This is a genomic window from Pseudomonas sp. FP1742, from assembly GCF_030687145.1.
Classification (GTDB): domain Bacteria; phylum Pseudomonadota; class Gammaproteobacteria; order Pseudomonadales; family Pseudomonadaceae; genus Aquipseudomonas; species Aquipseudomonas frederiksbergensis_D.
The window spans coordinates 5,764,201-5,780,447 of the sequence record NZ_CP117460.1; the positions used below are offsets into that span (position 1 = coordinate 5,764,201).

Genomic DNA, 16,247 nt, shown 5'->3' on the forward strand with positions numbered 1-16,247 from the left:
GGCGCCTTCGGGCGCCGTTTGTTTACCAGTAGTTTTCCACTGCCACTTGGCCAGGTCGACGACTGAGGCTCAAGTGCATGTCCCGCTGTTTGAGCAGCTTGCGCGTATCATCGATCATCTGTGGGTTACCGCAGAGCATCACCCGCGAATGCTCGGCCGTCAGCGCTACACCAGCGCTCCGTTCCAGTTCGCCACTTTCTATGAGCCTCGTGATCCGCCCATTCAAACTCCCCGGATGCTGCTCGCGGGTAATGGTGGAGATGAATTGCAGTTTGTGCGCGTATTCGGCCAGATAGTCCCGTTGCGCCAGCCCCGCAATCAACGCCTGGTACGCCAGCTCCCGCGCTTCGCGCACGCTATAGACCAGAATGATTCGTTCGAATTTTTCCCAGACTTCAAAGTCCTGAAGGATCGACAGAAACGGAGCCACGCCCGTGCCTGTGGATAACAACCAGAGGTCGCGGCCATCGACGAAGCGATCCAGCGTCAGATAGCCAAAGGCCTGCCGGTCGACCAGCAGTGTATCGCCCACTTCCAGCTGACTCAGCTCACTGGTGAACTCCCCTCCAGGCACAACAATGGAGAAGAATTCAAGGAACTCGTCATAGGGCGACGAGACCATGGAATAAGCCCGCCATACCGTGCTGCCGTCTGCCTTGGTGACACCCAGCCGGGCGAACTGCCCCGCTCGGAAACGAAAACCCGCATCCCTGGTGGTGCGCAGGGTGAACAGGTTTGGAGTCAAAGACTGGACCTCAAGCAAGGTCTGACGAGTGAATTTTTCAACACTGGCAGTCATGGGCCGCTCCGATCAACAGATGACACCAGTGTCCCCCAAAGCAGACGGCCTAAACACCGATGGTTTGTAGTGTTATTCGGGCAGAGACTTGGGCAGTGCAATAAAGAACTAATACCTGAATGTTGATTTTGTATAACCCTAAAACAACGCTAAGAACCAGTTATGCAGATACGGTTTTTTTCAAGAGCAAAAAAGTTCAGCATGTTTGTAAGAACTCTCCTACACTCTGGGACGTGCCGGATTTTGGATCCAATCAGCACCCTCATGAAAGCCCCTCACGGAGTCATCCCATGAAAGTGTGGAAGGAGTCACAGTTAACGCAACTTTCTTATGCTCGGAAAATCGACACTGCCTACGAGTTATCTCTCAATTTCGTTAAAAACCTGGGCTTTAATTTCTGTGCATTTTCAATAACTTCCCAAGCGAGAGGAGTACACAGTCGTCCAATCAATCTGAATAACTACCCCGCCGAATGGAACATGAAATATGAACAAGAGCATTTCAATGAAGTCGACCCGATACTAGCCCATTGCAATCAATCTGAATTGCCAATTCTTTGGAGGAAAGAGGTCTACTCAAAGGCACCGACGCTGTGGGAAGCACAAAAAAATCTGGGTTTACAGTATGGCTGGTCTCAATCCGTTCATGATCGGAACGGGCTTTGCAGCATGCTGAGCCTGGCCAGAAGCCACTGCCCGATTACTACAGAGGATCTGTATAAAAACCTGGGTTACGCCATGTTCATCAGCCGTCACCTGCACGAGCTTGTCGCAAAAGATCTGCCTGCATGTGCGCGGAAACCGAACACGCATCTGTCATGCCGAGAAATCGAGGTGCTGAAATATTCAGCCGATGGCAAAACAGCCGACGAGATCGCGATCATCCTCAGCCTGAGTACAAGCACGGTACAGTTCCATATCCGGGGTGCCATCCGCAAACTCGGCGTCAACAACAAAATTGCCGCCGTGATCAGGGCAGCGAGAGAGGGCGTCATCTGAAACCGTTCGAATCAGGTAATCCCTGCAAGTAATCCAGAGCAAAAAAACGTACCATCTGCGCTCCATCCCGAGTGATGTCGTGTGAAGCGTCCACGACGCAGTCCGCTCGGATGGCTCCGCCCGCTACAACGTCCGGCGGCCACTCGTTGATTATCTCCGCTGACTACCCAGAGCCCTCCGCCTCATGCCTCTGCTCGAAACTCCCTTCGCCCAACTCGACCTGATCCGCCAGCCAGAACAGCAGAACGAACCGCTGCAAGCATTTGATGCCGCGGACGAATACCTGCTCAACCATCTGGCCGGACAACAACCGGCTGCGGATACCCGCGTGCTGGTGCTCAACGACAGCTTCGGCGCGCTGGCCGCCAGCCTGGTGGGCAAGGTCCGGGTGACCAGCAGCGGCGATTCGTTTCTGGCCTTTCAGGGGTTGGAAAAAAACCTGATACGCAACGGCCAGGCGTTTGATGCAGTGCCGAGGGTGCCTGCCAGCGAAGCCGTCGTCGGGCCGTTCGACCGGGTATTGATCCGGGTACCGAAAACCCTGGCCTTGCTGGAAGAACAACTGATCCGGCTACAGGGTCAACTGGCTCCCGACGCTCAGGTGATCGCTGGCGCGATGGTGAAACATCTGCCACGCGCCGCGGGCGATCTGCTCGAGCGCTACATCGGCCCGGTGCAAGCCTCGCTGGCCGTGAAGAAGGCTCGGCTGCTGATCGCTATACCTGAAGCCAAAGCACCCGCTGTCTCTCCCTACCCGACCCGCTATCGACTCGACGAACCTGCCATCGAGTTGCTCAATCATGCCAATGTGTTCTGCCGCGAAGGGCTGGATATCGGCACGCGGGCCTTTCTGCCGCACTTGCCGAAAAACCTCGGTGCAGCGCGGGTCGCCGATCTGGGGTGTGGCAATGGCGTGTTGGCGATCGCCAGTGCCCTGCAGAACCCTGAGGCCCACTACACGCTAGTGGACGAATCGTTCATGGCCGTGCAATCGGCTACGGAAAACTGGCGCGCGGCGCTGGGTGATCGTGACGTGATCGTGCGCGCCGGCGATGGGCTGGCAGGGCAAGAACCCCAATCCCTGGACGTGGTGCTGTGCAATCCGCCGTTTCACCAACAGCAAGTGGTCGGCGATTTCCTGGCCTGGCGGATGTTTCAACAGGCGCGCGAAGCGCTGGTGGTGGGCGGTGCGCTGTACATCGTCGGCAACCGTCATCTGGGTTATCACAGCAAGCTTGCACGGTTGTTCCGCGGCGTCGAGCAAGTAGCCGCCACCCCCAAATTCGTCATTCTCAAAGCACGTAAATAGAGAGCGAAAAAAAACCCTCCATCGGAGGGTTATAAATCCGTGCCGCAAGGCAACGGGATGGGAATTTCAGTGGGTGCTCAAACCGGCGGCATTCATGAACATGCGCATCAGCGTGGCCACGATGAACAGTGCCCCAACGCTGCCGGCCCAGATCAACGCCAGCCAGCCGAGTCGCTGCCAGAGCGGCTTTTTCTCGGCTGCTTCGATTTCCTGCAAATCAGGTTTGCCAGTCATCATCGGGTCCTCCTATGGGCTAGTGGTAACCATCTTCGTGGGTGACCTTGCCGCGGAACACGTAGTAGCTCCAGAAGGTGTAACCCAGGATAAACGGGATGATGAACAGCGTGCCCACCAGCATGAAGCCCTGGCTTTGCGGCGGTGCGGCAGCGTCCCAGATCGAGATCGACGGCGGCACGATGTTCGGCCACAGGCTGATACCCAGGCCGCTATAGCCGAGGAAGATCAGCACCAGGGTCAGCAGGAATGGCGTGTAGTGCGCATTGCGGGCCACCGCGCGAATCAGACCGTACAGGGTCACCAGCACTAGAATCGGCACCGGCAGGAACCAGAACAGGTTCGGCAGGGTGAACCAGCGTGCGGCGATCTCGGCGTGGGCCAACGGCGTCCAGATGCTGACGATGCCAATCACCGCCAGCAACACGAAGGCCAATGGTCGCGCCAGATCATGCATCTGTTCCTGCAGCTTGCCTTCGGTTTTCATGATCAGCCAAGTGCAACCGAGCAACGCATAAGCCACCACCAGCGCCGCGCCACAGAACATTGTGAACGGCGTCAGCCAGTCGAGCGAACCACCGGCAAACTGACGATTGACCACCGGCAGCCCATCGATGAACGCACCCAACGCCACGCCCTGGAAGAAGGTGGCGGCGATCGAGCCACCAATGAATGCCTTGTCCCACAGATGGCGCTTGGCGTCCTTGGCCTTGAAGCGAAACTCAAAGGCCACGCCACGGAAAATCAGCCCGATCAACATGAAAATCAGCGGCAGGTATAACGCCGAGAGCACCACCGAATAGGCCAGCGGGAAGGCGCCGAACAAAGCCGCGCCCCCCAGTACCAGCCAGGTTTCGTTGCCGTCCCAGACCGGGGCGACGGTGTTCATCATCACGTCACGGTCGGTCTTGCCCTTGATGAACGGGAAAAGAATCCCGATCCCCAGGTCGAAGCCGTCCATGACCACGTACATCATGATGCCGAAGATGATGATCACGGCCCAGATCAGCGGAAGATCAATACCCATGATTCAAATCTCCTTGGTCAGGCTGTGGTTGTGATCGCCGTCACCGTTGTCGTCGGCGGCGGACAGCGGACGGGCCGGCGTGCGCTTCTGGCCAGGACCGCCTTCGTTGGTTTCCTTGCCTTCGTCGATCTTCGGCCCTTTGCGCACCAGGCGCATCATGTAACCAAGACCGGCACCGAACAGCGCGAAATACACCACAACGAACATGATCAAGGTGATGCTCATCTGCACGAAGCTGTGCCCGGAGGACGCATCCGCCGTGCGCATCAAGCCGTAGACCACCCACGGTTGACGGCCGATTTCAGTGGTGAACCAGCCGGCGAGAATCGCAATCAGCCCGGATGGGCCCATCCACAGTGCCAGGTACAGGAACGGACGCGAGGTATACAGCGTGTCGCGCTTGCGCAGCCACAGACTCCACAAACCGGTGAAGATCATCAGGAAACCCAGGCCGACCATGACCCGGAACGACCAGAACACGATGGTCGAATTCGGCCGGTCTTCAGGCGGGAACTCCTTGAGCGCCGGCACTTGTTTGTCCAAGGTGTGAGTCAGGATCAGGCTACCCAGGTACGGAATCTCGACCGCGAATTTGGTCTTTTCGGCTTTCATGTCCGGCCAGCCGAACAGGATCAGCGGGGTCGGTTCATTGCCGACATTTTCCCAGTGACCTTCAATCGCAGCGATTTTCGCCGGCTGATGCTTGAGGGTATTGAGGCCGTGGAAGTCGCCGATGACCGCCTGAATCGGCGCCACGATCAACGCCATCCACATGGCCATCGAGAGCATGGTGCGGATCGCCGGGTTGTCCTTGCCGCGCAGCAAGTGCCAGGCCGCCGACGAACCGACGAAGAAAGCGGTAGCGACGAACGCCGCCGTGGCCATGTGCATCAGGCGGTAGGGAAACGACGGGTTGAAAATCACCGCCAGCCAGTCCACCGGAATGACTTGCCCGTTGACGATTTCGTAGCCCTGCGGGGTCTGCATCCAGCTGTTGGAGGCCAGAATCCAGAAGGTCGAGATCAGGGTACCGATGGCGACCATGACCGTGGCGAAGAAGTGCAGCTTGCGCCCGACCCTGTTCCAGCCGAACAGCATGACGCCGAGGAAACCGGCTTCGAGGAAGAATGCGGTGAGTACTTCGTAGGTCAGCAACGGCCCGGTCACGGAGCCGGCGAAATCCGAGAAGCGGCTCCAGTTGGTGCCGAACTGATAGGCCATGACCAAGCCGGAAACCACACCCATGCCGAAGTTGACGGCAAAGATTTTTGACCAGAAATGGTACAGATCGCGGTAAGTGTCGTTGTGCGTCTTCAGCCACAGGCCTTCGAGCACTGCCAGGTAACTCGCCAGGCCAATGGTGATGGCCGGGAACAGGATGTGGAATGAAATGGTAAACGCAAACTGAATCCGGGCGAGATCAAGTGCCTCCAAACCGAACATAAGTCTTCCTCTGTCAGGTAATACCGGCTGAAGGCTTGCGGCCTACACCCACTGCCCCCACGGATATGGAGTGTGGCGAACTTGAATTCGTTCTTTTTCTACCATCATCACAACGTAGGGAATCTGGCCATCTGGCCTCCGGATCATTTCCACGAAGGGTCTTGATCTGGATCAAGCAACGTTGAAAGAGTAGTCGCATTTTTGCCGATGGACGGTGTGGTCTATTGCCGCGTGACAGGTTGCCTCACGGGTTTGGTCATGCGTTGCAATGCATACCCTGTGGCGAGGGAGCTTGCTCCCTCGCCACAGGGTATTTGTATGTTTTGAGGGATCGGTGTCTAGCTAACTAAATTTTCCGTGCTCGCAACTCCTGGTTACAGGTTGGTGATAATCTCACCCTTCCCCTCACCCAGACTTGCCTTCAGATGCCCAGCCAAGCGCCCCTGCTGTTACGTCATCACCGCCCCTTTATCGCCTTCTGGCTGGCTCGGGTATTTACCGCCAGCGGTTTTCAAATGCTGACCGTGGCCATCGGCTGGAATCTGTATCAACTGACCGGTAATGTGCTCGATCTGGGTCTGGTAGGTCTGGTGGAATTTGCCCCGCGGGTGTTGTTCATGCTGCACACCGGACATGTGGCGGATCGCTATGACCGGCGCAAGGTCGCGGCGATCTGTCAGTCCGTGCAAGCGCTGATCGCCCTGTCGCTGGCCATCGGCAGCGCGACTGACCATGTCACCCGGGAGATGATCTTCATCCTCGCATTCCTGCTCGGCGCCGCCCGCTCCTTCGAGATGCCAACCACCCAGGCCTTGCTGCCGAGCATCGTGCCCAGTGCTCTATTCCCGCGCGCGGTTGCTGCCGCGCAATCTGCGCAGCAATCGGCCACCATCGGTGCCCCGGCGCTGGGCGGTTTGCTTTACGCCTTCGGCAGTGTCTGGGTGTATGGCCCGACGGTGATTCTCTACCTCATCGCCTGTGCGCTGATGCTTAACCTACCGGCCCGGCAGACACCGTTGAACAAGGGCAAGGCAACCCTCGATTCGCTGCTGGCGGGCATTCGCTTCATTCGCAGCCGTCCGGATATTCTCGGGGCGATTTCCCTGGATCTGTTTGCCGTCTTGCTGGGTGGCGCGACTGCGCTGCTGCCGGTGTTCGCCAAAGATATTCTGCTGACCGGCCCTTGGGGTCTGGGCCTGCTGCGTTCGGCCCCGGCGGTGGGTGCATTGCTGATGTCGCTGTTTCTGGCGCGATATGCCGTGGAACGCAACGTCGGACGGGTGATGTTTACCGCCGTGGGTGTATTCGGCGTCGCGACGATCGCTTTCGGCCTGTCGACTTCGTTCTGGTTCTCTCTCGCTGTGTTGGTGGTTTTAGGCGCGGCAGACATGATCAGCATGGTGATCCGCGCCTCGTTCGTGCAGCTGGAAACCCCGGACGAGATGCGCGGCCGGGTCAGTGCCGTGAATGGCTTGTTTATCGGTGCTTCGAATCAGCTCGGCGAATTCGAGTCTGGCTTGACGGCCCACTGGTTCGGCACCGTACCGGCCGTGGTGATGGGCGGCATCGGCACTCTGATGGTGACCGGGGCCTGGGTCAAACTGTTCCCGACCCTGGCCAACCGCGACCGTATGCATGTACCGGTACCGGTGGAAGAAGTCAGGGCCTGAAGCTGATCAGGGGGACAGGAATGTCCCACACCTGCATCCAAAAAAGGCCGGCAATCAGCACCAAGCATAAATTCTCCGACCAAGTGCAATACATAGATAGTGCATCAAGTGTAATGTATCGCCTTACACTCTGAGCATGATCAAATCCTTTCAGCACAAAGGCCTTCGTGGCTTCTACGAAACCGGTTCGACTCGTGGGATTCGAGCAGATCATGCGAAGCGTCTGGCTCGCATGCTGCAGTTTATGGATCGCGCAGCGACTCCCGACGACCTCGACCTTCCGGGGTGGCGATTACATCCGCTCAAGGGCGATCTGGTCGAATATTGGTCACTCAGTGTTTCGGGGAACTGGCGGGTTATTTTTCGTTTTATTGGTTCGGATATCGAACTGGTCGACTATCTGGACTATCACTGACAGGAGGCAGGACCATGCCCATGCACAACCCGCCACACCCTGGCGAAACACTTTTGATGGATGTATTGCCCGAGCTTGGCATCAGCGTCACCGAACTGGCCCGACACCTTGGATTCGCCCGCCCGCATCTTTCGCGAGTGCTGCACGGCCATGCGCCCATCAGTCCGGATCTGGCGGTACGCCTGGAGCGGGCTGGAATCGGTAAGGCTCGTATGTGGTTAGGCGTTCAGACCGACTACGATCTCTGGCAGGCGGAGCAGCGTGAGCAACCGCTCATCGAGCCGATTGCTGTCCACGCCTGATATTTCTAAACAAGCAATTCCCCCGCCACCGCCGACCGCGTGGCTTTGCCGCAGAGTTGCTCCACCAGCGTCAGCGCAAACTCCAGCGCGGCGCCCGAACCCTGGGCGGTGATGCAGTTGCCATCGACCACCACCGGTTGATCGACGAAGTTGCAACCCGACAATTGATGGCTGACGGAAGGCAGGCACGTCATGCGCCGCTGACGCAGCACGCCAAAAGTCTGCAGCGCCAGCGCCGGCGCTTCGGCAATGCCGGCGAACAAGCGTCCGGCGGCGACCTGGTCCTTGATCAATTGTTGCAGGGGTTGGTGAGCCGCCAAATGCTGCGCCCCTACGGCGCCGCCGGGCAAAACGATCAAGTCGAAGGGTTGGGCCAGCAAATCGACCAGCATCGCATCGGCGGTCAGGCGGGTGCCGCGCGAGCAGGTCAGCATGCGCCGCGACTCGATGCTGGCCACCACCACTTCAACCTTGGCGCGGCGCAGCACATCGATCAGGGTCACGGTTTGCAGATCGTCGATGCCCTCGGCGAGGGTAATCAGGGCTCTAAAGGTCATGGGCGCGGTCCAGAGAATGATCTTTAAAGCGTAGTCAGCTTTCCTGACCCTTGTTCGAGCCTGGCCGTTACTTGATGTAAAGCTGCGTCGACAGCGTGTTGCCCGGCGCGTTGATCGAGGTGTTGCTGAACGTGAAGATGCCGTCCTGCTTGCCTGCCAGGTCGAAGATGTACAGATAGCCGACAGTTTTTTTCCCGACTGAGCACTCGGTCAGGTTGCCGTTATCAAAAGCACAGACTGGGGTCCGGGTGCCATCCACCTCGAAACCGTCCAGGGCAACATGGGCTTCGCGACCGTAGCCGACTTCCAGCACGTATACCTTGATGTTCGGCCCCTTGTGGTCGCAACGGGTCTGCTCCTGCTTGTCCGCAATATCTTCAAAGCCACAGCTGGGTGATTCGACCTTGAGCACCTTGACCTGGCTCAACGGTGGCGCCGTCGCTGCCGAGGCGGTTTGGGCGCCCAGGAACAACGCGATCACTATTGCGGATGCGGCAACCGCACGCGTCTTCATACCCTTCATATTCACCCTCCCCTCTCCCCCCAAAAAACAGCGCGCAGTATGGCGCAGTTCCCTTTTGGGCAAAACATCGACGACGATCACAGCCATAAGCAGCCATAACCCTACGCTGCTGGTATGATGCGCGGCTTTTTCCGACCCACAGAAAATTCCCAGGCGCCCACGGCGGTCTGTGCTTTGCTGTTGAGGTCGATACATTCACGGCGCCGGGCGCGCCACGGGGAGCAGACATGCTGGAAAGGCTGTTTCAACTCAAGGCACACAACACCAATGTGCGAACCGAGATTCTGGCGGGCGTCACGACCTTTTTGGCCATGGCCTACATTCTGTTCGTCAACCCGAGCATCCTCGGCGAGACCGGCATGGACAAGGGCGCAGTATTTGTCGCCACCTGTCTGGCTGCCGCCATCGGCTCGACGACCATGGGCCTGATCGCCAACTATCCGATCGCCCTCGCGCCGGGCATGGGCTTGAACGCCTTCTTCACCTACACCGTGGTCCTGCACATGGGTCACACCTGGCAAGTGGCGCTGGGTGCGGTGTTCCTCTCGGCGGTGATGTTTTTCCTGCTGTCGATCTTCCGCATCCGTGAATGGATCATCAACAGCATCCCGTTAGCGCTACGTTCGGCGATTGCCGCCGGCATCGGCCTGTTCCTGGCACTGATCGCCCTGCACAACGCCGGCATCGTCGTCAGCAATCCGGCGACCATGGTCGGCCTCGGCGACCTGAAGCAACCGGCGCCGATCCTCGCGACCCTGGGCTTTGCCCTGATCGTTGCCCTGGAGGCCCTGAAAGTGCGCGGTGCGGTGCTGATCGGCATTCTGTCGGTGACCATCGTCTCCATCCTGTTGGGCTTCAGCCCGTTCGGCGGCGTGATGTCGATGCCACCGTCCCTGGCCCCGACCTTCCTGCAACTGGACATCAAAGGCGCACTGGACATCGGTCTGGTCAGCGTGATCTTCGCGTTCCTGTTCGTCGACCTGTTCGACAACTCCGGCACCCTGATCGGCGTCGCCAAGCGCGCCGGCCTGATGGGCAAGGACGGCCACATGCCGAAAATGGGCCGCGCCCTGATCGCCGACAGCACCGCAGCCATGGCTGGCTCCTTGCTGGGCACCTCGACCACCACCAGCTACATCGAATCCGCAGCCGGCGTGAGTGCCGGTGGCCGCACCGGCCTGACCGCCGTCGTGGTGGCGATTCTGTTCCTGCTGGCGCTGTTCTTCTCGCCATTGGCGGCCAGCGTTCCAGCCTTCGCCACGGCGCCTGCATTACTGTTCGTCGCCGTATTGATGACCTCGGGGCTGGCGGAAATAGACTGGGACGACATCACCGTTGCCGCGCCAGTGGTCGTCACCGCGCTGGCCATGCCATTCACTTACTCCATCGCCAACGGCATCGCCTTCGGTTTCATCTCCTGGACCGCCATCAAGTTGCTGTCCGGCCGTGGCCGTGAGCTGAACTCGGCGTTGGTGGTTCTGTCGATTCTGTTCGTGATCAAGTTAGGTTGGTTCAACGCATGACTTTTGATTCCCAGGCCTACGCCGTTCAGCTCGAAGAAAAGGTCACGCGCCTGCGCGACCTGCTGGCCCCGTTCGGTGCGCCCGAGCCTGCGGTGTTTGATTCGCCGCTGAAAAACTTCCGCCTGCGCGCCGAATTCCGCCTGTGGCGCGAAGCCGGCGAGCGCCATTACGCGATGTTTTCCCAGGAAGACAAACGCACACCGATCCTGATCGAAGAGTTCCCGATCGCAAGCCTGCGCATCAACCAGTTGATGCCGCAGCTCAAGGCGGCGTGGCAAGCGAGTGCCGCCCTGAGCCACAAGCTGTTTCAGGTGGAGTTCCTGACCACACTGGCCGGCGATGCGATGATCACCCTGTGCTACCACCGTCCGCTGGACGAACACTGGCACGCGGCGGCATCGAAGCTGGCAGCCGACCTGAACGTCAGCATCATCGGTCGCTCCAAGGGCAAACGCGAAGTGATCGGTCATGATTACGTGATCGAGAAGCTTGAAGTCGGCGGTCGCACCTTCAGCTATCGCCAGCCGGAAGGCGCGTTCACCCAGCCCAACGGCACGGTGAACCAGAAGATGCTCAACTGGGCGTATGACGCTCTCGGTGATCGCACGGATGATCTGCTGGAGCTGTATTGCGGCAATGGCAACTTCACCCTGCCCCTGGCGACCCGCGTGCGCAAAGTGCTGGCCACCGAAATCAGCAAGACCTCGGTCAACGCGGCGCTCAGCAACCTGAGCGAAAACGCGGTGGATAACGTCACGCTGGTGCGTTTGTCTGCCGAAGAGCTGACCGAAGCCCTGAACGAAGTTCGCCCGTTCCGTCGCCTGCACGGCATCGACCTCAAGAGCTACGAGTTCGGCAGCGTGTTCGTCGACCCGCCACGTGCCGGCATGGACCCGGACACTTGCGAACTGACCCGGCGCTTCGACAACATCCTCTACATTTCATGCAACCCGGAAACCCTCGCGGCCAACATCGCCCAACTGCACGACACTCACCGCATCACTCAATGCGCGATGTTCGACCAGTTTCCATGGACCCATCACATGGAGTCCGGAGTGTTGTTGACCCGTCGTTGATTGCAGCCGTTACACAAATCAGCCGTCCCTGGGACGGCTTTTTTGTGGGTGATCAACGAGCCGCATCGACCTTGCGTGGGCGGCCGCCCTTCTTGCCGTTGGCCCGTGCCGCCTCGGCCTTGGCGGCGCTACTCTGACGACCGTTGCGCGAGGCGATCACCGAGGCCGCCATAGCCATCAGCGGTTCGCTCGCCGAAATCAAACCGGCGATGGAGACCTGCAGATCCTTGTCTTCATGAAAAAGCGCGGCTCCGGCGAAACCGATTTTCAAACCGGCGAAATCCTCGGTCTCAAAACCATCGAACTCTGGATAGTTTTTCACTGGCAACAACACGCCGCTGCCATCCTCGAAACCGACGGCGAGACATGGATCAAGAAAGATCACTGTCGTTGCATTCAATCCACTGCGACGACGTAACTCGCCACTCTCGATCGCTTCGTCCAAAACGCCTTCGGTCACAGGGTGATCTACCTGCATTTTTGCGCTTATCGTTTTCATAATTCGATCTCCACGCCCTCCGGTGCTCCCATCAGCGTCAATAAGGTCTTGTTTCCTTCAGGCTCATAGCGAGCCGAACCAATCATGTAAGTCGTGCTGGCAATCCTCTTCATCACGACCACTTCATTGCCCTGCCAATCCCATAACTGATTGTCGAGGCAGGCCGTCTGCAATTTGCTCCACCAGATGCCACGGGCTCGCCGCAGATGGGCAGGTTGTCTGAGCGCCTGACGCAATCCCTCCAGCACGGCCGGAGGAGGTCGATGCGAATGAGGGACGACGTCCCAAAGCTCGACGCCGTTGTGCCAGAAGCTGAACCTGAAGCGAGCGCACCACGTACCGGCATCGACGTGAACGTGTGGTGGGCAATGCTCGTCACGCAACATGACTACCAGTGACAACCCCTTGTAGCGGCATACATTCATGCTAACCCATCCGTTAGGTTATAGAATCCGAAGATTCGCCATTCCTTGAAAAACCCGATAACTGGCGCTAACCGTTCGATCAGCTGACCACGTTTGAGCCTAGCGTTTCAGGCCGACCGAGCCCTGCTGATCAGGGCAAAAAAGAGTAAGCAATCCTTTCACCGCCAATATCTGGCCGGTGATGAGCTCACGGCGCTGGTTGTTGGAGCGAACCCTGTATTTGTACGTCTGCATTTGATAAACACCACCTCAGGTATCCCATTTGATTCTTGGTGTAATCAATCATGCAGCGACATTTCGACGATCTTCAGCTCGGCAGCATCGAACTGTTTTGCCTGGCCGCCGAAGCGGGCAGCTTTACCGCCGCAGCCCTGGTGGCGGGAGTGACCCCGGCTGCGGTCAGTCGCTCGGTGTCGCGGATGGAAGAACGTCTGGGTGTGCGGCTGTTCGCGCGTACCACCCGCAGCGTCAAGCTGACCGACAGTGGCCGGCGTTATTTCGACGAATGCCGTCAGGCGCTTGCACAACTGGTCGAAGCGCAGCGCGAAATCATGGGGCAACAACAGGAACCCTCCGGCACCTTGCGCATCAGCATTCCCACCACCTATGCCCACCATCGCATCCTGCCGCTGCTGCCGGCGTTTCGAGCGCGTTTTCCTGCTGTGAAAGTCGAAGTGCACATCAGCAATCGCAACATCGATTTCGTTGGCGAAGGCTATGACATGGCAATTCGTGTGCGGGCCATTCCCGACTCCGGGCTGATTGCCCGGCCGTTGGAGGACGCCGCGCTGGTGATGATTGCCAGCCCTGATTACCTGAAGCGCGCCGGCCCCCTGCAGACCCTGGACGATCTGGCGCATCACGAATGCATCCAGTTCGAACTGCCCAGCAGCGGGCGGCGAATTGCCTGGCTGTTCAACGATAACGGCGTGCCGCTGGAGATCCTGGCCGAGGGTAATTACTGCTGTTCCGACGACGTATTGGGCGGTGTGACGCTGGCGAAGCACGGCGCCGGTCTGTTTCAAACCTATCGCTTCATCGTCGAAAACGAACTGGCGGATGGCTCGCTGGTGGAAGTGCTCAAGCCCTATGGCGGGCGCTCCCGCCCCTTCACGTTGCTGTATCCGCAAAGCCGCCATGTGCCGTTGCGGCTAAGAGCCTTTATCGATTTTCTGGTGGAGCGTCTGCCGCGCTGAAAAGATCGCGCCTGCTGGCGCTGCCGAAGAACTGCGATCTGTTGATGGATGTCCGATCACCGCACACAAAAAGCCGCTGCATTGCCTCTTTAATTGACCGAATTAACCAGTTAGTACAATTTATCTCCACAGGCTGAAACCCTCGGCCAATGCCAAAAATAATAAGTGGAGAAATCCGATGTCCCCTATCGTTCTGGTGCTCAACGGCCCGAACCTGAACCTGCTTGGCACCCGTGAACCGGCGACTTATGGTCACGAAACCCTGGCGGACATTTCAGCGCTGTGCGGTCGCGCCGCCGAAGAGTTCGGCCTGAAGGTGGAGTTTCGCCAGACCAACCATGAAGGCGAATTGCTCGACTGGATTCATGCCTCCCGTGGTCGCTGCGCCGGGATCGTCATCAATCCGGCTGCCTGGACCCACACCTCGGTCGCCATTCGCGATGCGTTGGTCGCCAGCGAACTGCCCGTGATCGAAGTGCACCTGTCCAACGTCCATGCCCGCGAACCCTTCCGGCATCACTCCTTTGTCTCGTCCATCGCCACGGCGGTCATGTGCGGTTTCGGCAGCCACGGCTATCGTTTGGCGCTGGAGCATTTCAGCCAACGTTTGAAAGGTTAAGCGTGATGACACAGAACACCGTGGTATTGGCCGGGCTGATCGGCGCCGGCATTCAGGCTTCCCGCACTCCGGCGCTGCACGAGCACGAAGGCGATGCGCAGGGTTTGCGCTACCTGTATCGACTGATCGACCTGGATCAGCTGAAACTCGACAGCGGCGCCCTGCCCGACCTGCTGATGGCCGCCGAGCGGATGAATTTCACCGGGCTGAACATCACCTTCCCATGCAAGCAGACAATCATCCCGTTGCTCGACGAATTGTCGCCGGAAGCCCGCGGCATTGGCGCGGTGAACACGGTGGTGTTGAAGGACGGTAAACGCATCGGCCACAACACCGATTGCCTGGGCTTCGCCGAAGGGTTTCGTCGCGGCCTGCAGGACGTTGCCCGTGAGCGTGTGGTGCAAATGGGCGCCGGTGGCGCAGGCGCGGCGGTGGCCCACGCGCTATTGAGCGAAGGCGTACAACTGCTGAGCATTTTCGATGTGGATCACAACCGGGCTCAGTCTTTGGCGGACAACCTCAATCAGCATTTCGGTTTTGGCCGCGCCGTGGCCGGTCACGACTTGCCAGGCACGCTGGGTCAGGCTGACGGGCTGGTAAATACCACGCCGATGGGCATGAAAAAACTGCCTGGCATGCCGGTGCCGGTAGAGCTGCTTCGGGCGCAGTTGTGGGTGGCGGAGATCGTTTACTTCCCGCTGGAAACCGAACTGCTGCGCAACGCTCGCGCACTGGGTTGCCGTACCCTGGATGGCGGCAACATGGCGGTGTTTCAGGCGGTGAAGGCGTTTGAATTATTCAGCGGCGTGGTGCCGGATGCCCAGCGGATGCTGGCGCATTTTCAAAGCATGAATGGTTGAAAAGCATCGCAGGCAAGCATCGTCCGTAAGAGCGAGGCTTGCCCGCGAAGGTGTCAGGCCTGCAGATACCGCAACACCGACTCACAGATCATCTCCCGATGACGCTGCTTGATACTTTCGTCCGGCAAGTCGATCTGAAAGATCTCACCAAAGGTATGACGGTTCGACACGCGATAGAAGCAAAACGAACTGATCAGCAGGTGCACATCCAGCGGATCGAGACCGGCGCGGAATACACCCTCTGCGGCCCCTCGACGCAAAATCTCGCCCAGTGAATCGAGGATGGTGTTGTTCATCGCCTTGATCGCATCGGAGCGCTTCACATACTCGGCGTTGTGAATGTTCTCGATGCTGACGATACGCACGAAGTCGACGTTGCGATCATGGTGATCGAAGGTGAATTCCACCAGCCGCCGGATCGCCTCCACTGGCGCCAGTTCAGCCAGATGCAAGCGGTTCTCGGTGCTGCGGATATCCCCGTAGAGTTTCTCCAGCACCTCGACGTAGAGCTGCTCCTTACTGCCGAAGTAGTAATAGATCATGCGTTTGGAGGTATGGATGCGCTCGGCGATCGCATCGACGCGCGCACCGGAAAGCCCCTGCTGGACGAACTCGACAATGGCCTCTTGAAGAATGTTCTCGCGGGTTTTTTCCGGGTTGTTCTTGCGACTCTTGCGAGGCTCGGCAATTGGCTTTTCGGGCGCTACGGAGAGTTTTGAAATTATTGTCATTGCGGGCTCACGGCCATCACTGCACAAGTGGGCGATTATGG

19 protein-coding genes are annotated in these 16,247 nt (G+C 58.6%); 10 read left to right on the forward strand and 9 right to left on the reverse strand.

The features are described from left to right. Window positions 1-22: 22 nt before the first annotated feature. Window positions 23-799, reverse strand: coding sequence for a ferredoxin--NADP reductase (locus tag PSH64_RS26110; protein ID WP_105343720.1), 777 nt, complete (start codon window positions 797-799; stop codon window positions 23-25). 290 nt (window positions 800-1,089) lie between these two features. Here PSH64_RS26110 and PSH64_RS26115 point away from each other — a divergent pair, with 290 nt between their 5' ends. Continuing rightward, window positions 1,090-1,797 (forward strand): autoinducer binding domain-containing protein, encoded by a 708-nt coding sequence (locus tag PSH64_RS26115; RefSeq protein ID WP_105343719.1) that lies wholly within the window; start codon window positions 1,090-1,092, stop codon window positions 1,795-1,797. A 184-nt stretch (window positions 1,798-1,981) separates the two neighbouring features. Next, window positions 1,982-3,106 (forward strand): class I SAM-dependent methyltransferase, encoded by a 1,125-nt coding sequence (locus PSH64_RS26120; protein WP_305479143.1) that lies wholly within the window; start codon window positions 1,982-1,984, stop codon window positions 3,104-3,106. Window positions 3,107-3,172: 66 nt separating this feature from the next. Here the strand turns inward: PSH64_RS26120 and PSH64_RS26125 are convergent, their stop codons facing one another. The 3 genes from PSH64_RS26125 to PSH64_RS26135 are packed head-to-tail and all read right to left on the reverse strand — an operon-like array spanning window position 3,173 to window position 5,810. Further along, the gene (locus PSH64_RS26125) at window positions 3,173-3,340 is read right to left on the reverse strand and encodes a DUF2474 domain-containing protein (protein ID WP_305481212.1); all 168 of its coding nucleotides are present in this window, start codon (window positions 3,338-3,340) and stop codon (window positions 3,173-3,175) included. Between the two features lie 19 nt (window positions 3,341-3,359). Beyond that, window positions 3,360-4,367: a cytochrome d ubiquinol oxidase subunit II gene (gene cydB / locus PSH64_RS26130; protein WP_105343715.1), complete on the reverse strand. Its 1,008-nt coding sequence runs from the start codon at window positions 4,365-4,367 to the stop codon at window positions 3,360-3,362. Window positions 4,368-4,370: 3 nt separating this feature from the next. Beyond that, window positions 4,371-5,810: a cytochrome ubiquinol oxidase subunit I gene (locus PSH64_RS26135; RefSeq protein WP_105343713.1), complete on the reverse strand. Its 1,440-nt coding sequence runs from the start codon at window positions 5,808-5,810 to the stop codon at window positions 4,371-4,373. 425 nt (window positions 5,811-6,235) lie between these two features. On the opposite strand from PSH64_RS26135, the gene PSH64_RS26140 reads away from it, so the two are divergent. The 3 genes from PSH64_RS26140 (at window position 6,236) to PSH64_RS26150 (ending at window position 8,197) form a co-directional block, all read left to right on the forward strand. Next, on the forward strand, window positions 6,236-7,480 hold the full coding sequence (locus PSH64_RS26140) for an MFS transporter (RefSeq protein WP_305479145.1): 1,245 nt from the start codon (window positions 6,236-6,238) through the stop codon (window positions 7,478-7,480). A 136-nt stretch (window positions 7,481-7,616) separates the two neighbouring features. Beyond that, window positions 7,617-7,895 carry a type II toxin-antitoxin system RelE/ParE family toxin gene (locus PSH64_RS26145; RefSeq protein ID WP_019581298.1) on the forward strand — a complete coding sequence of 93 codons (279 nt, stop codon included), beginning with the start codon at window positions 7,617-7,619 and terminating at the stop codon, window positions 7,893-7,895. A 14-nt stretch (window positions 7,896-7,909) separates the two neighbouring features. Then, window positions 7,910-8,197: a HigA family addiction module antitoxin gene (locus tag PSH64_RS26150; RefSeq protein ID WP_019581299.1), complete on the forward strand. Its 288-nt coding sequence runs from the start codon at window positions 7,910-7,912 to the stop codon at window positions 8,195-8,197. Window positions 8,198-8,202: 5 nt separating this feature from the next. On the opposite strand, the gene PSH64_RS26155 is transcribed toward PSH64_RS26150, so the two are convergent. Both PSH64_RS26155 and PSH64_RS26160 read right to left on the reverse strand, forming a co-directional pair. Continuing rightward, a complete protein-coding gene (locus PSH64_RS26155; RefSeq protein ID WP_105343709.1) occupies window positions 8,203-8,754 on the reverse strand; it encodes a DJ-1 family glyoxalase III in 552 nt (183 codons plus the stop codon). Between the two features lie 67 nt (window positions 8,755-8,821). Beyond that, window positions 8,822-9,277 (reverse strand): DUF4879 domain-containing protein, encoded by a 456-nt coding sequence (locus PSH64_RS26160; RefSeq protein WP_305481213.1) that lies wholly within the window; start codon window positions 9,275-9,277, stop codon window positions 8,822-8,824. A gap of 227 nt (window positions 9,278-9,504) precedes the next feature. On the opposite strand from PSH64_RS26160, the gene PSH64_RS26165 reads away from it, so the two are divergent. Together PSH64_RS26165 and trmA are read left to right on the forward strand one after the other, a co-directional pair. Continuing rightward, on the forward strand, window positions 9,505-10,800 hold the full coding sequence (locus PSH64_RS26165; protein WP_105343705.1) for an NCS2 family permease: 1,296 nt from the start codon (window positions 9,505-9,507) through the stop codon (window positions 10,798-10,800). Continuing rightward, window positions 10,797-11,876 carry a tRNA (uridine(54)-C5)-methyltransferase TrmA gene (gene trmA, locus PSH64_RS26170; RefSeq protein WP_305479149.1) on the forward strand — a complete coding sequence of 360 codons (1,080 nt, stop codon included), beginning with the start codon at window positions 10,797-10,799 and terminating at the stop codon, window positions 11,874-11,876. Before PSH64_RS26165 ends, trmA begins: the two co-directional genes overlap by 4 nt. A gap of 52 nt (window positions 11,877-11,928) precedes the next feature. Here the strand turns inward: trmA and PSH64_RS26175 are convergent, their stop codons facing one another. Both PSH64_RS26175 and PSH64_RS26180 read right to left on the reverse strand, forming a co-directional pair. Then, window positions 11,929-12,375 (reverse strand): DUF2442 domain-containing protein, encoded by a 447-nt coding sequence (locus tag PSH64_RS26175; protein ID WP_105343701.1) that lies wholly within the window; start codon window positions 12,373-12,375, stop codon window positions 11,929-11,931. Continuing rightward, window positions 12,372-12,800 carry a DUF4160 domain-containing protein gene (locus tag PSH64_RS26180; RefSeq protein ID WP_105343699.1) on the reverse strand — a complete coding sequence of 143 codons (429 nt, stop codon included), beginning with the start codon at window positions 12,798-12,800 and terminating at the stop codon, window positions 12,372-12,374. The genes PSH64_RS26175 and PSH64_RS26180 overlap by 4 nt, the downstream gene beginning before the upstream one ends. Window positions 12,801-13,084: 284 nt before the next feature. Here PSH64_RS26180 and PSH64_RS26185 point away from each other — a divergent pair, with 284 nt between their 5' ends. The 3 genes from PSH64_RS26185 (at window position 13,085) to PSH64_RS26195 (ending at window position 15,475) form a co-directional block, all read left to right on the forward strand. Continuing rightward, window positions 13,085-13,996 (forward strand): LysR family transcriptional regulator, encoded by a 912-nt coding sequence (locus PSH64_RS26185; protein ID WP_305479150.1) that lies wholly within the window; start codon window positions 13,085-13,087, stop codon window positions 13,994-13,996. 178 nt (window positions 13,997-14,174) lie between these two features. Further along, window positions 14,175-14,615 carry a type II 3-dehydroquinate dehydratase gene (gene aroQ, locus PSH64_RS26190; protein WP_105343696.1) on the forward strand — a complete coding sequence of 147 codons (441 nt, stop codon included), beginning with the start codon at window positions 14,175-14,177 and terminating at the stop codon, window positions 14,613-14,615. 5 nt (window positions 14,616-14,620) lie between these two features. Then, a complete protein-coding gene (locus PSH64_RS26195; protein ID WP_305479151.1) occupies window positions 14,621-15,475 on the forward strand; it encodes a shikimate dehydrogenase in 855 nt (284 codons plus the stop codon). Window positions 15,476-15,528: 53 nt separating this feature from the next. Here the strand turns inward: PSH64_RS26195 and PSH64_RS26200 are convergent, their stop codons facing one another. Continuing rightward, window positions 15,529-16,206, reverse strand: a complete 678-nt coding sequence (locus PSH64_RS26200) for a TetR family transcriptional regulator (RefSeq protein ID WP_105343693.1) — start codon at window positions 16,204-16,206, stop codon at window positions 15,529-15,531. Window positions 16,207-16,247: the final 41 nt, after the last annotated feature.

Bases quoted from the DNA above. Each gene is read 5' to 3' on its own strand.
- cydB (WP_105343715.1), bottom strand. From the start codon at position 4,367: ATGGGTATTGATCTTCCGCTGATCTGGGCCGTGATCATCATCTTCGGC.
- PSH64_RS26125 (WP_305481212.1), bottom strand. From the start codon at position 3,340: ATGACTGGCAAACCTGATTTGCAGGAAATCGAAGCAGCCGAGAAAAAG.
- PSH64_RS26155 (WP_105343709.1), bottom strand. From the start codon at position 8,754: ATGACCTTTAGAGCCCTGATTACCCTCGCCGAGGGCATCGACGATCTG.
- PSH64_RS26195 (WP_305479151.1), top strand. From the start codon at position 14,621: ATGACACAGAACACCGTGGTATTGGCCGGGCTGATCGGCGCCGGCATT.
- PSH64_RS26185 (WP_305479150.1), top strand. From the start codon at position 13,085: ATGCAGCGACATTTCGACGATCTTCAGCTCGGCAGCATCGAACTGTTT.
- PSH64_RS26150 (WP_019581299.1), top strand. From the start codon at position 7,910: ATGCCCATGCACAACCCGCCACACCCTGGCGAAACACTTTTGATGGAT.
- PSH64_RS26180 (WP_105343699.1), bottom strand. From the start codon at position 12,800: ATGAATGTATGCCGCTACAAGGGGTTGTCACTGGTAGTCATGTTGCGT.
- PSH64_RS26160 (WP_305481213.1), bottom strand. From the start codon at position 9,277: ATGAAGGGTATGAAGACGCGTGCGGTTGCCGCATCCGCAATAGTGATC.
- PSH64_RS26140 (WP_305479145.1), top strand. From the start codon at position 6,236: ATGCCCAGCCAAGCGCCCCTGCTGTTACGTCATCACCGCCCCTTTATC.
- PSH64_RS26165 (WP_105343705.1), top strand. From the start codon at position 9,505: ATGCTGGAAAGGCTGTTTCAACTCAAGGCACACAACACCAATGTGCGA.
- PSH64_RS26115 (WP_105343719.1), top strand. From the start codon at position 1,090: ATGAAAGTGTGGAAGGAGTCACAGTTAACGCAACTTTCTTATGCTCGG.
- PSH64_RS26135 (WP_105343713.1), bottom strand. From the start codon at position 5,810: ATGTTCGGTTTGGAGGCACTTGATCTCGCCCGGATTCAGTTTGCGTTT.
- PSH64_RS26120 (WP_305479143.1), top strand. From the start codon at position 1,982: ATGCCTCTGCTCGAAACTCCCTTCGCCCAACTCGACCTGATCCGCCAG.
- PSH64_RS26175 (WP_105343701.1), bottom strand. From the start codon at position 12,375: ATGAAAACGATAAGCGCAAAAATGCAGGTAGATCACCCTGTGACCGAA.
- PSH64_RS26200 (WP_105343693.1), bottom strand. From the start codon at position 16,206: ATGACAATAATTTCAAAACTCTCCGTAGCGCCCGAAAAGCCAATTGCC.
- PSH64_RS26110 (WP_105343720.1), bottom strand. From the start codon at position 799: ATGACTGCCAGTGTTGAAAAATTCACTCGTCAGACCTTGCTTGAGGTC.
- aroQ (WP_105343696.1), top strand. From the start codon at position 14,175: ATGTCCCCTATCGTTCTGGTGCTCAACGGCCCGAACCTGAACCTGCTT.
- PSH64_RS26145 (WP_019581298.1), top strand. From the start codon at position 7,617: ATGATCAAATCCTTTCAGCACAAAGGCCTTCGTGGCTTCTACGAAACC.
- trmA (WP_305479149.1), top strand. From the start codon at position 10,797: ATGACTTTTGATTCCCAGGCCTACGCCGTTCAGCTCGAAGAAAAGGTC.